At 57.2% G+C, this 13,686-nt stretch carries 14 protein-coding genes; 7 read left to right on the forward strand and 7 right to left on the reverse strand.

Features of this window, described 5'->3' with window-relative positions; genetic code table 11:
- The first annotated feature begins 26 nt into the window (after positions 1-26).
- Positions 27-1,835, forward strand: coding sequence for a PHA/PHB synthase family protein (locus tag J0X15_RS05505; RefSeq protein ID WP_206938800.1), 1,809 nt, complete (start codon positions 27-29; stop codon positions 1,833-1,835).
- A gap of 222 nt (positions 1,836-2,057) precedes the next feature.
- On the forward strand, positions 2,058-2,654 hold the full coding sequence (locus J0X15_RS05510; protein ID WP_209015098.1) for a DUF6653 family protein: 597 nt from the start codon (positions 2,058-2,060) through the stop codon (positions 2,652-2,654).
- Between the two features lie 12 nt (positions 2,655-2,666).
- On the opposite strand, the gene speB is transcribed toward J0X15_RS05510, so the two are convergent.
- Positions 2,667-3,644: an agmatinase gene (gene speB / locus J0X15_RS05515; protein WP_206938801.1), complete on the reverse strand. Its 978-nt coding sequence runs from the start codon at positions 3,642-3,644 to the stop codon at positions 2,667-2,669.
- Positions 3,645-3,836: 192 nt separating this feature from the next.
- On the opposite strand from speB, the gene J0X15_RS05520 reads away from it, so the two are divergent.
- Positions 3,837-4,784 (forward strand): alpha/beta fold hydrolase, encoded by a 948-nt coding sequence (locus J0X15_RS05520; RefSeq protein WP_209015099.1) that lies wholly within the window; start codon positions 3,837-3,839, stop codon positions 4,782-4,784.
- 38 nt (positions 4,785-4,822) lie between these two features.
- Here the strand turns inward: J0X15_RS05520 and J0X15_RS05525 are convergent, their stop codons facing one another.
- The 4 genes from J0X15_RS05525 to J0X15_RS05540 all read right to left on the reverse strand — a co-directional run bounded on the left by J0X15_RS05525 (position 4,823) and on the right by J0X15_RS05540 (position 7,462).
- Complete coding sequence (locus J0X15_RS05525; RefSeq protein ID WP_206938802.1) at positions 4,823-5,599, reverse strand: FkbM family methyltransferase; 777 nt, start codon at positions 5,597-5,599, stop codon at positions 4,823-4,825.
- A 256-nt stretch (positions 5,600-5,855) separates the two neighbouring features.
- Positions 5,856-6,329: a 30S ribosomal protein S9 gene (rpsI, locus tag J0X15_RS05530; RefSeq protein WP_206938803.1), complete on the reverse strand. Its 474-nt coding sequence runs from the start codon at positions 6,327-6,329 to the stop codon at positions 5,856-5,858.
- A complete protein-coding gene (gene rplM, locus J0X15_RS05535) occupies positions 6,329-6,796 on the reverse strand; it encodes a 50S ribosomal protein L13 (protein ID WP_206938804.1) in 468 nt (155 codons plus the stop codon). The genes rpsI and rplM overlap by 1 nt, the downstream gene beginning before the upstream one ends.
- 210 nt (positions 6,797-7,006) lie before the next feature.
- Positions 7,007-7,462 (reverse strand): PaaI family thioesterase, encoded by a 456-nt coding sequence (locus J0X15_RS05540; RefSeq protein WP_408015322.1) that lies wholly within the window; start codon positions 7,460-7,462, stop codon positions 7,007-7,009.
- A gap of 185 nt (positions 7,463-7,647) precedes the next feature.
- On the opposite strand from J0X15_RS05540, the gene J0X15_RS05545 reads away from it, so the two are divergent.
- The gene (locus tag J0X15_RS05545) at positions 7,648-8,466 is read left to right on the forward strand and encodes an enoyl-CoA hydratase (protein WP_206938807.1); all 819 of its coding nucleotides are present in this window, start codon (positions 7,648-7,650) and stop codon (positions 8,464-8,466) included.
- Positions 8,467-8,494: 28 nt separating this feature from the next.
- Here J0X15_RS05545 and J0X15_RS05550 read toward each other — a convergent pair whose 3' ends face one another.
- Positions 8,495-9,364: a DUF1194 domain-containing protein gene (locus J0X15_RS05550; protein ID WP_231710324.1), complete on the reverse strand. Its 870-nt coding sequence runs from the start codon at positions 9,362-9,364 to the stop codon at positions 8,495-8,497.
- Between the two features lie 176 nt (positions 9,365-9,540).
- Here J0X15_RS05550 and J0X15_RS05555 point away from each other — a divergent pair, with 176 nt between their 5' ends.
- Complete coding sequence (locus tag J0X15_RS05555) at positions 9,541-10,065, forward strand: CoA-binding protein (protein WP_206939290.1); 525 nt, start codon at positions 9,541-9,543, stop codon at positions 10,063-10,065.
- Positions 10,066-10,188: 123 nt separating this feature from the next.
- Positions 10,189-11,472, forward strand: a complete 1,284-nt coding sequence (locus tag J0X15_RS05560; protein ID WP_206938808.1) for an O-acetylhomoserine aminocarboxypropyltransferase — start codon at positions 10,189-10,191, stop codon at positions 11,470-11,472.
- Positions 11,473-11,619: 147 nt separating this feature from the next.
- On the opposite strand, the gene J0X15_RS05565 is transcribed toward J0X15_RS05560, so the two are convergent.
- The gene (locus tag J0X15_RS05565) at positions 11,620-13,095 is read right to left on the reverse strand and encodes an aminotransferase class V-fold PLP-dependent enzyme (protein ID WP_206938809.1); all 1,476 of its coding nucleotides are present in this window, start codon (positions 13,093-13,095) and stop codon (positions 11,620-11,622) included.
- Between the two features lie 103 nt (positions 13,096-13,198).
- On the opposite strand from J0X15_RS05565, the gene J0X15_RS05570 reads away from it, so the two are divergent.
- Positions 13,199-13,660 (forward strand): Lrp/AsnC family transcriptional regulator, encoded by a 462-nt coding sequence (locus tag J0X15_RS05570; protein WP_206938810.1) that lies wholly within the window; start codon positions 13,199-13,201, stop codon positions 13,658-13,660.
- Positions 13,661-13,686: the final 26 nt, after the last annotated feature.

Genomic DNA, 13,686 nt, shown 5'->3' on the forward strand with positions numbered 1-13,686 from the left:
AGACGTTTGGAGGAAAGCCTGAGGCCATGGCTGACGAACGCCAAAACCAACTAATCAAATACATCGTCGACAATCCGGAAACCTTTGCGCAGAATCTTGCAAAGGCGCTTGAGCATGCCGGAAAGGCTCTGGCCGCCTACATTGGCCCACGCGAAAACGGTGACGTCAAATCCAACATTGCAACGGATGAGCTCACGTCGGTAGTCAAAACCCTTGCTCAGGTTGGTGATTATTGGGTCTCCGATCCGCAGCGCGCCATGGAAGCCCAAAACCGCCTTTGGGGCGGATACATCGACCTTTGGAATTCCTCCCTGAAGCGGATGATGGGTGAAGAAAATACGCCCGCAGTCGCCCCTGGCATGCGCGACAAGCGCTTCAAGGATCCGGACTGGGACGAAAATCAGTATTTCGATTTTCTCAAGCAGTTGTATCTGATCACCAGCACCTGGGCTAACGATATGGTGCGCGAGGCCGATGGGGTGGACGACCACACACGCCACAAGGCCGAGTTCTACATGGAGCAGATCACCAACGCGATCTCCCCGTCGAATTTTCTCCTTACCAATCCGGAATTGCTCCGGCTGACGGTGGAAAGCAACGGCCAGAATCTCGTGAAGGGCATGCAGCACCTGGCCGAAGACATTCAGGCTGGCCACGGTGACCTGAAGATCCGCCATACGGACATGACCAAGTTCGCACTCGGCAAGAACATGGCCCTGACCCCCGGCAAGGTGATTGCTCAGAACGACGTCTGCCAGGTCATTCAATACGATCCGGCCACCGACGAAGTTTTGAAACGCCCCTTGATGATCGTCCCGCCATGGATCAACAAATTCTATATTCTCGATCTCAACGAGGAAAAATCCTTCATAAAATGGGCGGTGGATCAGGGCCACACGGTGTTCGTCATATCTTGGGTAAACCCTGGCCCGAAGCAGGCTCAGAAGAGTTTCGAGCACTATATGAAGGAAGGCATTCTCAACACGCTGGATGTCATCAAGCGGACAACGAGACAAGAAGAAGTCAACGCAATCGGCTATTGCGTCGGCGGCACCCTGCTGTCCGTCACTCTCGCTTATATGGCCGCCAAGAAGGACGAGCGGATCAAGACGGCCACCTTTTTCACGACCCAGGTGGATTTCACCCACGCGGGCGACCTGAAGGTCTTCGTCGATGAGGAACAGCTCTCGATCCTGGAAAAGCAGATGGAGGCCACCGGCTTTCTCGATGGCTCCAAAATGGCCTCGGCCTTCAACATGCTGCGCCCGAACGAGCTGATCTGGCCGTATGTGATCAAGAATTACATGAAGGGTGAAGACCCCTTCCCCTTTGACCTGCTTTACTGGAATGCCGATAGCACGCGCATGCCAGCGGCAAATCACGTGTTCTATCTGCGCAATTGCTACCTTGATAACACGCTCGCCCGAGGCGAGATGAAGATGGACGGAGAGCGCCTGGATCTGGAAGACGTCACCATCCCGATCTACAATCTGGCGACCAAGGAAGACCATATTGCTCCACCGCAGTCCGTCTTCCTCGGCTCCACCTGCTTCGGCGGACCGGTGGAATTCGTCCTTTCCGGATCAGGTCACATCGCCGGCGTGGTCAACCCACCCTCAAGGAACAAGTATCAGTTCTGGACCGGCCGGCCACCACGCGGCACCTACGAAAACTGGTTGCACAAGGTGGAGGAACATCCAGGATCATGGTGGCCTCACTGGGATCAATGGATTCGCAAGCAGGACGACACCCGCGCCAAGGCGCGCAAACCCGGGGCCTATAGAGTGAAGATCCTCGAAGAGGCACCTGGATCCTACGTAAAAGAAAAGATCTAGCCGTCACCCGATAGCTATCGGCATTCAGAGCGTCAAAATCATTCACCCCGATAGGCTTGCGCACACGCATCCTTCGGGGTGAACCGCATTAAATGGTTGCCGGCATGTCTGCGTTTTGTATGCGGCCGGGAAAGGGTCTGGAAACCGGCTCTGCAATAACTCTGACGGCCTATAGGTTTTCCGCTATAATGCCGCATCGTAATTTTCCAGATGAGAGGTTTCATGCGTCAGGCACAGCCAAGGCTTCCGGCAGGACCCGGCCCAGCCCCGATGTCAGCCGGTAAGATTGGTGTACTTGGCATGGACAACGCAACCTGGCGGCGGCATGCCTCGCCTTGGAGCGTCTATACCAGAATGGCAACGCTGCCCCTGCTCGTTGCAGCCATCTGGAGCCACTCGACGCTTGGACTTGGTCCATCGCTGGCTTTGACCTTGGGCGTGATGATCTGGCTGTGGACCAACCCGCGACTTTTCCCTGCCCCCAAGAATACCAACACTTGGGCTTCCCGCGCCACTTTTGGTGAGCGGATCTGGCTCAATCGCGCCAAGGTTCCGATCCCCTCAAGTGAAGAGACCACGGCGATCGTGCTGTCGCTTGTGACCGGCGTTGGTTTTATGGCGACGATTTTTGGCGCCGTCTTCAACGATCTGCTGATAACCCTGCCAGGCCTGCTGATCACATACACCGGAAAACTGGTGTTTCTGCAGCGTATGGTCGGGCTCTATGAAACGATGCGCGATGCCCATCCGCTTTATCGGTTCTGGACGACCTATCCTGACAACGACAACCGTCGCCAGGACATTGCGTCCGCCAATTGAACCTCGCCAGCCTTACGATTGGTCGCTCGCTGCTGTAGCCTGTTTCTTTTCTGCCAGTAGCCCGAAGTAATGCTGAGCCACGCTCGCACCAGCAATCGAGGTGATATCCGCATGATCATATGCCGGAGCGACTTCCACCACGTCTCCGCCAACGAAGTTCACCTCCCCGAGTCGGCGCAAGATCATCAGCGCTTCGCGTGATGTCAGGCCGCCGGAGACGGGCGTTCCGGTACCAGGCGCGAAGGCTGGATCCAGGCAATCAATGTCGAAAGTCATATAGGCCTTGGCATCGCCAACCCTGTCCTTGATCAGCTCCACCGCACCTGGAATACCGATCAGCTCCATGTCTTCGCCGTAAAGGATCTCCAGACCACAATCATCCGGTGCATGGGTCCGGATGCCAATCTGAATCGACTTGTCCGGATCAATCAGTCCCTCTCGGACCGCCCTGCCAACAAAGGTGCCATGGTCGATACGGTCGCCCTGATCATCCCAGGTATCCTGATGCGCATCGAACTGCACCAGCGCCAGAGGGCCGTGTTTGGCAACATGCGCCTTTAGCAGCGGATAGGTCACGAAGTGGTCCCCGCCGATGGAAAAAAGATGCACCCCGGCGTCAAGAATCTCACGCGCTTGCGCCTCGATACATCCGGGAATGTCAGCGTTTTTACCATAGTCGAACGCGCAGTCGCCGTAGTCCACAACGGACAACTGCTCGAAAGGGTCGGCCAGGAACGGGTATTGCGGATCCCCATCAAAAATTGCCGATGCGCGACGCACGCCCTGGGGTCCGAAGCGCGCACCCGGTCGGTTGGAAACCGAAGCGTCGAACGGAATGCCCCAGACCGCTGCATCGACCCCCGTCAGATCACGGCTGTAGCGGCGACGCATGAAGGAGAGAACACCGCTGTAGGTCGGTTCATGGGCACCACCGGTGATGGAGGATCCAAAAACAGCATTGTCGGTAGGGCGAGGACGATTGACGTTCATGAAACGTTGCCTTCGTGAAACACGCCGTCGACCGGCGGAAAAGAGGAACCCAACAGGTAGCCAAACCCGGCTGCCGGCTCAAGGGGAACCGCACCGCGCGCGGGAACTTTGCACGTCTTGCCGCCTGAAACTGATCTGAATTGGTCAACCTTGCGTAAAATCAAAGCTTAAAGCAATGTTCAAGAGGCCCCCATGAACCGAAGACATTTTATCGTTGGTACCGGATTACTGGCCTCTGCCGCAGGAATGGCCATGTCTGGTAACAGCGCAACCGCGAGTGCTGTAGGCATCCGTGAAGGGCGATTGCTGCAGATCGACGGCAGGACTGTTCACGCGGTGCAAGAAGGCTCTGGTCCCGATGTCATTCTCATTCATGGTGCCAGCGGCAATCTGCGAGACATGACGTTTTCACTCGCCCCTCGCCTCGCTCGCACCTTCCGGGTAACTGCTTTCGATCGCCCCGGCCTTGGGTTTTCCGAACCACTTCACAGAGAAGCCGAAACGCCCATTGAACAGGCGCAACATCTGGCAAAGGCCGCAAGTCAGCTCGGGATCAGCAAAGCCGTTATTGTCGGCCACAGTTACGGCGGCGCGGTCGCTTTGGCCTGGGGCCTGGAACGACCAGATCAGGCAGCCGCCCTGGTTTCCCTGGCAGGCGCTGCAATGCCCTGGCCCGGTGACCTCGGCGCCTGGTACGGCTTTGCCGGCAGCACGATAGGCGGGGGCCTGTTGGTTCCCGTCTTGTCGCGCCTGACACCGGACAGCTTTGTCGACAACGCTGTGAAGGACGTGTTCGCGCCCGACGCTGTGCCCGATGGCTATGCCGCGTTTCTTGGACGCGATCTGGCACTGAACTCGAAAATCCTAGTGAAAAATGCACGACAGGTCGGCTCCCTCAAGCCGCAGCTGGCAGAAATGCAGGTGAGATATCCAGCTCTCGATATGCCACTGGAAATCGTGCATGGCATCGAGGATGACACGGTGCCTCTCGATGTGCACTCGATCCCGCTATCGAAAGCAGCTCCCCACGCCCGCTTGCTCAAGCTGCCCGGCCATGGGCACATGATCCACCATGCAGCTGAAGACGATGTGGCAGCAGCTATCACCAGCGCCGCAGGACGTGCCGGACTTCGAGGCTGATTGCCTTTCTGCACGACGATCCTCAACCTGCATGAGGACTAAGTGGTAATGGGAAGATACCAGTCGTCCCAACGCGACAGGTGCGGCAGAACACGCCGATAGCCATTCGATGTCAGCAACGCGTGAAGCCCTTCCCGCGTGGCGGTAAAATTGTGCTCAACCGTGATGCAATTGAACCGATAGGTCTGAAAGTCAAAGGCCGACAGGATCTCCAGTTCACTGCCTTCCGTATCAACGGACAAATAATCAATCTGAGCAGGGGCTTCAAATTTCCGAAGAAGATCCAGAAGCGAGATCGTGTTGACCGGATAGGTCTGAGCATTTCGACGCTGTTTGGCATGCGCATCGCTGCCGGAGAACTCCGAGAGCGTGGAAAGCTCCCCCCAGTTCGCCATGGTGAATTCCAAGGTTTCTCCGGTGGCTTTCCACACGCAGTCGGTCTCAATGTGGCAGCGACGGTTCTTCCGCAAGTCTTCGTGCCAGACCTTTGCCGGTTCGGCCACAATGCCATTCCATTGGAATGCAGTTTCCAGAACGTAGGAGTTGGAAAGTTTCCGGCCGTTCGTCGCACCGAACTCGACAAAATATCCGCCCCGTTTGAAATCATTGACCAGCAGCGCGAACACGTCCTGCTGAAGCTGTGCCGTGCTGGCAATATCGGTATGGCGGCTCAAAGCCAAGTCTAGAAGTGCCGCGCCATCATCGATGACGCCATCCTTCTCCAGTTGCGATTGCCGCGTGTCAATGCAGATGTTCAGCGGAGTCAATCGCTTGTTGAGCGACTTCAAAAGTCGTTTGCCTATCCTGGATGCCATTATTGCCTTTCACTATCGCTCAAATTATTTGAAGGCTTCCGGCATCAAAGCGCCGGAAGGTGGGCGACCGCAGAAACGCAATGGGTCGACGCCCATGCGCAGCACTCAAATCAGGTGCGCCCAAGTCAGATCCGGAGGCATGGCAAGTCCAGCCCATTAGAGAAGATGGCCCCATTCAAACCAATGGACAAACGAAAAAGGGCCCGCCGAAGCGAGCCCTTTTCCAATCCGATTTCCGAACAGTTCGGCGAAGCGATTAACGCTTGGAGAACTGGAAGGAACGACGTGCCTTGGCACGGCCGAACTTTTTACGTTCAACAACACGGCTATCGCGTGTGATGAAGCCATTCTTCTTCAGGATGGCGCGCAGATCCGGCTCGTAATATGTCAGAGCCTTGGAGATGCCGTGACGAACAGCACCAGCCTGGCCGGACAAACCACCACCAACAACGGTCGCAACAATGTCAAACTGGCCATCACGCTCGGTCAGGACGATCGGCTGACGCAGGATCATCTGCAGAACCGGACGAGCAAAATACTCGGTGTAGTCCTTGCCGTTGACGGTGATCTTGCCGGAGCCCGGCTTGATCCAAACGCGAGCAATCGCGTCTTTCCGCTTGCCGGTTGCATATGCACGGCCCTGTGCGTCCAGCTTCTGGACATGCACCGGAGCTGCCGGAGCTGCGTCAACCACGCCGCCCAGTTCTTCCAGGGAGTTCAGATCAGCCATTAGTCAGCCCTCTTCGCATTTTTCTCGTTGAGGCTCTTGACGTCGACCAGTTCAGGGGTCTGAGCTTCATGCGGATGTTCGGAACCTGAATAGATGCGCAGGTTCTTCAGCTGCTGGTTGGACAGCGGGCCGCCCGGCATCATACGCTGAACGGCCTTTTCGAGGACGCGCTCAGGGAAACGGCCTTCGAGGATCGCACGTGCTGTACGCTCCTTGATGCCGCCCGGATGACCGGTGTGCCAGTAGTACTTCTTGTTTTCGTACTTCTTACCGGTCAGAACCACTTTGTCGGCATTGATCACGATGATGTTGTCACCGGTGTCGACATGGGGCGTGTAGGTCGGCAGATGCTTGCCACGCAGATGGTTGGCGATGTAGGCGGCCAGGCGGCCGACAACCATGCCTTCAGCGTCGATCAAGATCCACTTTTTTACGACCTCAGCCGGCTTGGCAGAGAAGGTCTTCATAAGATCGATCCATAATTGGGGTCGTTAAACAAAAAAGCCCGAGAGCTGCCGGAAGACCGGCGCTGACGGACTCTCATTCGTCGGCGCAGCTTATACGTCAGGTCTGATAGCCGGTCAAGCACGTTCATTCGTTTGATGCATCAAAAAACCAAGCAAAAACAGCAGCTTATAAAAACGGTATCATATTACCGCTATTTTAGGCCCTTTAAATCACCTTGGAGGCAGAGAATAGGTCGCTGTAGCGTGAGCGCAGAGATCATCTTCCCCAACCGAACGAATTCCGCACTCGACAACAGCCAGTCGTTTTCCGAGTTTCAACAGGCTGCACGTCGCCAGAAGGTCTCCCTCAGCCGGCTTCTTGAGGAAGTTGATATTGAGGTTGGTTGTCACCGCCAGGGCAACCGGCCCCACGTGGGCGAGAATGGCAGTATAGGCAGCAAGATCTGCAAGCGTCATCATTGCCGGTCCGGACACAGTTCCTCCAGGGCGCAGGTGCATCTTTCCCACCCGCAATCGCATCACCGCTTGACCGTCAGAGACCTCCTCGACTGAAAACGCTTCTCCCAGTGCATTTATTTGCGGAAATTCGACCCGCAAAAACTCCCGAATCTCTTCGACTGTCATCACCGTCTGCATATTTCCTCCCAGGCAGCCAGAAATACTCAAAAGACTTACGTAAACGGAAGGTGGAGCAATAACAAGAGATCTGCTTGACCTCGACAGCAAGAATAACGCCCGCGGCCGAGGCCCTCGCCTCGCCGCGCTTTCACCGATATAAACCCAAACAACAGCGCCATCGCCGAAGACAGGCTCGCAAGCGGCCACGAAAAAGATTGCCGAAAGGAAACACCATGTCCGACCTCGCCCAAACCAACGTCAGCAAGCCCCTTCTCGGAACTCTGCTGCACGAAGGCGTCTATCGCATCGTGATGCAACGCCCAGAGAAAATGAACGCACTCTCCCGCGACATGATGAGCGCCCTTTCGGCAGAGCTCAGCCATGCTGCAGAAGATCCGGAAGTCCGCGTCATTCTTCTGGGTGCTGAAGGCAAAGTGTTTTGCGCAGGTCATGATCTGAAGGAACTGACCCTTGCGCGCGGAGACACAGACGGCGGCAAAGCCACCTATCAGGCGATCATGCGCCAGTGCTCTGACTTGATGCAGCAGATCGTGCGTTTGCCCAAGCCGGTGATTGCCGTGGTCACCGGCGTCGCGACCGCAGCAGGCTGCCAGCTTGTCGCTTCTTGCGATCTGGCCATGGCGACTGATACGGCGACGTTCTGCACGCCCGGGGTCAACATCGGCCTCTTCTGCTCAACACCAATGGTTGCCCTGTCACGCAACGCAAGCCCGAAGCAGGCCATGGAAATGCTGCTGACCGGCGAATCCATCGACGCTTCGACCGCCAAGGACTTCGGCTTGATCAACCGCATCATCCCCCGCGACTATCTGGATCAGGTGGTGCAGAAATACGCTGAAGCCATTGCTTCCAAATCAGCGCATACACTCAAGGTCGGCAAGGAAGCTTTCTACCGCCAGCTGGAAATGCCTCTGGATCAGGCTTATGACTTTGCCGCTGATGTCATGGTGGAAAACATGATGGCCAAGGACGCGGAAGAGGGCATCAGTGCCTTCTTGCAGAAGCGCAAGCCGGAATGGAGCGACAGCTAAGGCCAATCGGCACGCGCCGCCGGAGGCTTCAGGGATCGAGGAAGAACTGCTGCCGCCGTTGCTGCCAGATCTTTTCCCCGATCATGCAGTCATAAGCCGGTCTGGCAGTGTATTGTACTGTCATGACCGGCCTGCCCTCAGATCGGGCATCCGGCATGAGCCCACCGATCTCCAGCACCAGCTTGCGCCGTACGGCTTCAGGAAACTGCTCCCAATCCGTGACCGGCACAACGAAGCTTGCCGGACCGCCCACCACACAGGCACGGTAATAAGCGTCCAACTCGGGAATGCTGAAACTTGAATAGAAGCCGTCGGAGGTGAGCAAAGGCAAACCATTGATGGCAATTCCCGCCTTGATGGCCTCGTCACGCGCCAATGTCACCGGCACGCCTTCATTGTTGGGACCATCACCGGAAATATCAATGACCCGGCGATCCGCCTGAAAAGGCAAGGCGTCCAGCAATCCTGAGCCATGCCGGATGGCACCGGAGATAGACGTCCTGCTGGCGGCCACGCTGCGCCCCGAGCCCAGTCTGTCTGCAAAGGCCTGAGCATCTCCGGCTGTCTCAATCAGGCTCCAGCCAATGATTTCTCGCGCATGACCACTGCCTGCCCATTCAAAGAACGTTAGAGCGATCCGACCATGGGCACCGAATTGAATTGCCTTGATGACTGCAGGGTCCGCAATCGCCGCAGCATAGCCGCGGCGCTGGATCAAGAGCTCCTCCGGTGACATGGAGCGGGATACATCCACCGCGAGCACCAAGGCAACATCGACAGGAATTGGCTCTGCTGAAAGATCATCAGCCCGAACGGGACTGAACAGCACCGAGACAACAGAGAGGCTTGCCAGGATCGCCAGCTTCAGAGAACCAAAGGAACCGCATCGCACCATCATGCGCACGAGAGTATCGCAAACGACTTTCTCCGTCAGCTATCAGGCTCTTTCAGTTAAGTGTGACTTCGGTAACAGTGCCGTGATCACGAGAGCGAACCGATGGGCCGAAAGCCGTCCTTGCAAGTCGCCACGCTTCGCGATTGGATATGCTCAGCCCTGCCAATGCGATGGATCCCATGAACCACGACAGCTATCCAGACTCCTATATCAAGGCCATCCTCGACGAGGTGAAGACCGTCGCCATGGTTGGTGCCAGCGGCAACACCGTGCGTCCTTCGTATTTCGTCCTGAAATATATGCTGTCGAAAGGCTATGAAGTCTGGCCGATCAATCCAGGTCATGCCGGCAAGGAAATCCTTGGTCAACTGACCTATGCCAGTCTGAACGATCTGCCTCAGCCCCCGGACATGGTTGATATTTTTCGAAATTCCGATGCTGCCGCAAAGGTCGTCGACGACATACTCGCCTCCAGTCGCCTGCCGAAAGTGATCTGGATGCAGCTCACGGTGCGCAACGAGGCCGCAGCCCAACGCGCCGAAGATGCGGGCATCAAGGTCGTCATGGATCGCTGCCCCAAGATCGAATATGGCCGACTGTCCGGTGAAATCGGCTGGGTCGGCGTCAATTCTCGCACCCTTTCCTCCAAGCGCCCGGCGCTCAAGTCCGGCTACCAGCACCGCGGACTGAAATCCGGTCATTGAGGGTCAGCGCGCTGCCCGGCAACAGGGAATTCCTCAAAGGGGTACACCTAACGCTCCCGACGCTCTTTACGCCCCGTCGCCCATCCGACAGTATGCGCAAAACAATCAGGGAGGAGGCTCACAATGAGCGAAAATATTCCAGGCTTTGCCACGCTGGCTATTCATGCAGGTGCCCAGCCGGATCCCGCGACCGGGGCCCGCGTCACGCCGATCTACCAGACCACATCCTTCGTCTTTGACGATGTGGACCACGCGGCGTCACTGTTCGGGCTCCAGGCCTTCGGTAACATCTACACGCGAATCACCAATCCGACGACCGCGGTGCTGGAAGAGCGCGTCGCAGCGCTTGAAGGCGGCACCGCAGCACTCGCGGTTGCCTCCGGTCATTCCGCCCAGCTGCTTGCCTTCCACACGCTGATGCAGCCGGGTGACAACATTGTCGCCGCCAACAAGCTCTATGGCGGATCGATCAACCAGCTCAACCACTCGTTCAAAAGCTTCGGCTGGGGCGTGAAATGGGTTGATCCGACCGACATGACCTCCATCGAAGAGGCGATTGACGAAAATACCAAGGCCATCTTCATCGAGAGCCTGGCCAATCCAGGTGGTGTCGTAACCGACGTTGCCAAGATTTCGGCCATTGCCCGCAAGCACGCTGTGCCGCTGGTCGTCGACAACACAATGGCAACGCCGTATCTCTATCGCCCGATCGAGCATGGGGCAGACATTGTCCTGCACTCCCTGACCAAGTTCATGGGCGGCCACGGCAACTCCATGGGTGGCGTCATCGTCGATGGCGGCAGTTTCGATTGGTCGGCCAGTGGTCGTTATCCGCTGCTCTCCACACCACGTCCGGAATATGACGGCATTGTCCTGCATGAGACCTTCGGCAATTTCGCCTTTGCCATCGCGTGTCGGGTGCTCGGTCTTCGGGATCTTGGCCCGGCAATTTCGCCGATGAACGCCTTCATGATTCTCACCGGCATCGAAACCCTGCCGCTCCGCATGCAGCGGCACTGCGACAATGCTCTTGCCGTTGCTCAGTACCTGAAAGGCCACGACAAAATCGCCTGGGTGTCCTATGCGGGACTGGAAGGCGATGCCTATCATGAACTGCAGCAGACCTACATGCCCAAGGGTGGCGGTGCCGTCTTCACCTTCGGTCTGAAGGGTGGCTATGACGCCGGCGTTTCGCTCGTCTCCAACGTCCAGCTGTTCTCGCATCTGGCCAACATTGGCGACACCCGCAGCCTGATCATCCATCCGGCATCGACCACGCACCGTCAGCTGACAGACGAGCAAAAGACCGCCGCCGGTGCAGGTCCGGATGTCGTGCGTCTTTCGGTTGGTCTGGAAGATGCAGTGGATATCATCGCGGATCTGGAACAGGCGCTCGCGGCGCACTGAGCCGGCGAAAATTTACGCATCGAACGACGAAAGGCCCGCAAGCGCGGGCCTTTTTTCTTGGGACAGATGGCTGCCAATTTTTCAGCGCACGAGCACACTAATTCCTGCTAGAGACCAAGCTTGCCACGCGTGCGCATGCCGCTCCTGTCAGGCGACATTCTCCGCCATAAGGTCCTCACGCCCCCGAAACCGCGCGGTCGATTCGTCCACGACATAAGACAGGCAAGCCGGGTAAGGAGCGCGCGCCAGCTCAGCGACGGCGGTGATTACCTTGTCGGCCTTGGCATCACTCATCAGCACAGACAGATTTAGTCGCGTCCACCCGGGTTTCATCATTTCATCGCCCGCCAGTATGGCCTTACGCAACCTGTCGGATTCTATGTCCCCGATCCCCAACAGCCGATGCGCGTAAGGCCCAGCACAGGCACAGCCTCCCCGTGCCTGAACACCAAAAAGATCAGACAGCATCCGTGTCACCAACTGAGGGTGCAAAAAGCCTTCGCCGCGCGGATCCCGGATGCGGAACGAGAAAATCGGCAGGCTGTCCTTCGTCTCAGGGTCGCCCAAAATTTCCAGACCCGACACTGATGTCCAAGCCCGGAGCGCCTTAAACTTCAATTCTTCATGCCTGCGATCGAGGAACACCTGCCCGAGCGCCTCCTTGACCAGAAACACCAGAGCAGCGCGGATGTCGCCAACCACATTTGGCGTTCCCGCTTCCTCCCGTACTTCGACCCGCTCAGAATAATCGTGCCGCGATGGAGAGACGAAGCGAACCGTGCCTCCCCCCGGCAGGCTTGGACAGTCAACGAGCACAACCGCCCGCTTCACGATCAATATGCCCGACGCCCCAGGACCACCTGGAAACTTGTGCGGGGAAACCACCACCGCATCCAGCCCGCCCCCGCAGGACATGTCGATGGGGAGATACGGCCCGCCTCCGGCAAAGTCCCAGACACTCAGGGCCCCATGCGTCTTGAGCAGCTGATTGACCCTGGCAACATCCGTTTTCAGGCCGGTCACGTTCGACAGGGCCGAGAACGCCCCGGTGATCTGCCTCCCAGGCGTTGCGGCGCTGAGATGACGCTGCAAGTCGTGAAGATCAGGTCCGCCACCTGGGGCTTCGCCAATCTCGATCACCTGTGCCGCACTTTCGCGCCAGGGCAGTATGTTGGAATGATGCTCATAAGGACCGATCAACACCAGCGGCGGTTCAGCCTCGGCCCGACGCTTGAGGTCGAGAAGATGCACCAGCCGATTGAGACCCGCCGTCGCCCCGCTCCCGCAGAAAATTGTCGCATAGCCCTCCCCCGCTCCACAGAGCCGCGAGATTTCCGCTCGCGCCGCACCGCGCAACCGGGTCATGAAAGATCCGCAGTAAGAAGCTTCGGTGTGGCTGTTGGCGTAAAACGGCAACACCTGCTCGAGAACAAAGCGCTCGACCTGCATCAACGCCCGTCCCGAGGCCACATAGTCGGCATAGATCATTTCCCGAGTGCCGAAACCTCCGTCGATCTGCTGCCCCTCCCCGATAACCCCGGCCGCGAGCCTGTCAACCAGCCCCTCACCAGAAAGCGATGCCCTGAAGGCAGACAAGAGGGCTTGCGGGCTCGCCGTGGTCATTCGATCTCTCCAATAGGACTGAAGAGATCATATGACATTCAAAATGAGAAGTTCTTCACATAATTTATGGAAACAAGGACACATCTTGTGTCATACAAACGGCATGTCTTACAAAATCGATACGTTTGATCGCAAAATTCTGAAAGTCCTGCAGCAGGAAGCAAGCCTCTCCCAACGCGAGATCGCCGAGCGGGTCGGCCTGTCGCAGAACGCCTGCTGGCGGCGTTTGAAGGTGCTGGAAGAATCTGGCGTGATCAAGGGTCACACGGTCCGGCTGGATCCGGAAGAATTGGGGCTCGGACTGACGGTCTTCATCATGGTGCGCACCCGTCACCACGCACGGGAGTGGCTGGATCTGTTCCGCAAGGAAGTCACGGCAATCCCAAACGTCATCGACTTCTTTCGACTTGCCGGTGACTATGACTACATGCTGAAAATCATGGCTGAAGACATGAATGCATTCGACCGGATTTACCAGAAGCTGATCGACAAGGTGGAGTTGGAGACCGTCACCTCTTACATCACCATGGAAGCCATTGCCGACAATCGGGATCTGCCACTCTAGACAAGCGGTAAGCCCTGCAAATCAGG

The organism is Roseibium limicola, assembly GCF_017313085.1.
Taxonomy (GTDB): Bacteria; Pseudomonadota; Alphaproteobacteria; order Rhizobiales; family Stappiaceae; genus Roseibium; species Roseibium limicola.

Coding starts and splice junctions, on each gene's coding strand:
- J0X15_RS05550 (WP_231710324.1), bottom strand. CDS start 9,364: ATGATGGTGCGATGCGGTTCCTTTGGTTCTCTGAAGCTGGCGATCCTG.
- J0X15_RS05520 (WP_209015099.1), top strand. CDS start 3,837: ATGAACCGAAGACATTTTATCGTTGGTACCGGATTACTGGCCTCTGCC.
- rpsI (WP_206938803.1), bottom strand. CDS start 6,329: ATGGCTGATCTGAACTCCCTGGAAGAACTGGGCGGCGTGGTTGACGCA.
- J0X15_RS05510 (WP_209015098.1), top strand. CDS start 2,058: ATGCGTCAGGCACAGCCAAGGCTTCCGGCAGGACCCGGCCCAGCCCCG.
- rplM (WP_206938804.1), bottom strand. CDS start 6,796: ATGAAGACCTTCTCTGCCAAGCCGGCTGAGGTCGTAAAAAAGTGGATC.
- J0X15_RS05570 (WP_206938810.1), top strand. CDS start 13,199: ATGTCTTACAAAATCGATACGTTTGATCGCAAAATTCTGAAAGTCCTG.
- J0X15_RS05525 (WP_206938802.1), bottom strand. CDS start 5,599: ATGGCATCCAGGATAGGCAAACGACTTTTGAAGTCGCTCAACAAGCGA.
- speB (WP_206938801.1), bottom strand. CDS start 3,644: ATGAACGTCAATCGTCCTCGCCCTACCGACAATGCTGTTTTTGGATCC.
- J0X15_RS05505 (WP_206938800.1), top strand. CDS start 27: ATGGCTGACGAACGCCAAAACCAACTAATCAAATACATCGTCGACAAT.
- J0X15_RS05560 (WP_206938808.1), top strand. CDS start 10,189: ATGAGCGAAAATATTCCAGGCTTTGCCACGCTGGCTATTCATGCAGGT.
- J0X15_RS05545 (WP_206938807.1), top strand. CDS start 7,648: ATGTCCGACCTCGCCCAAACCAACGTCAGCAAGCCCCTTCTCGGAACT.
- J0X15_RS05555 (WP_206939290.1), top strand. CDS start 9,541: ATGAACCACGACAGCTATCCAGACTCCTATATCAAGGCCATCCTCGAC.
- J0X15_RS05565 (WP_206938809.1), bottom strand. CDS start 13,095: ATGACCACGGCGAGCCCGCAAGCCCTCTTGTCTGCCTTCAGGGCATCG.